1 protein-coding gene is annotated in these 540 nt (G+C 66.5%); it reads left to right on the forward strand.

From position 1 onward, the window contains the following. Positions 1-178: 178 nt before the first annotated feature. Positions 179-540, forward strand: a 362-nt coding sequence (locus BMI87_RS21865; protein ID WP_210402519.1) for a transposase, incomplete at its 3' end; no start/stop codon positions are given.

The raw sequence follows: 540 nt of genomic DNA on the forward strand, positions 1-540 counted from the left end.
CTGGCCGGCGGTTCGGGACGGCGTGATGACTTTGAACCGGGCGCAGTTCGAGGCCCTGTTCGCCGGGCTCGACTGGCGCAAGGTGAAGGCCCTGGAGATCCGCCGCCCGGCTGCGGCAGAGTGAATCAGGCACGAGAAAAGGCGGGCCTTCGAGGCGGCTTCGGGGTAGCCTCCGGCCATGTCATCCACCGCGATCATTGACCTGTCCGCAATCCCCGAGGCGCAGCGCGAAGCTGTCGCCGCGCTGCTGCGCGAGCATGAGGAGCTCAAAGGTGAGAGGGTCAGCCTCAAGGAGATCATCAAGCGCCTCGAGCATCTGGTCGCCGAACTCAACCAGGCAGTCCACGGCAAACGGTCCGAGAAGCTCAGCGAAGATGACCGGCAGCTGGCGTTCGAGGATCTCGAGATTGCGGTCGCCGAAGCCGAGGAGAAGCAGGAGACGCAAGCGCCGTCCGAGAGCCGACCCCGGCGTGCAGCCCGGCGCAATCGAGGCAACCTGCCCAAGGACCTGCCGCGCATCGAGCGCGTGATCGAGCCGGA

This window comes from Thioclava sp. F28-4 (genome assembly GCF_002020045.1).
GTDB lineage: Bacteria > Pseudomonadota > Alphaproteobacteria > Rhodobacterales > Rhodobacteraceae > Thioclava > Thioclava sediminum.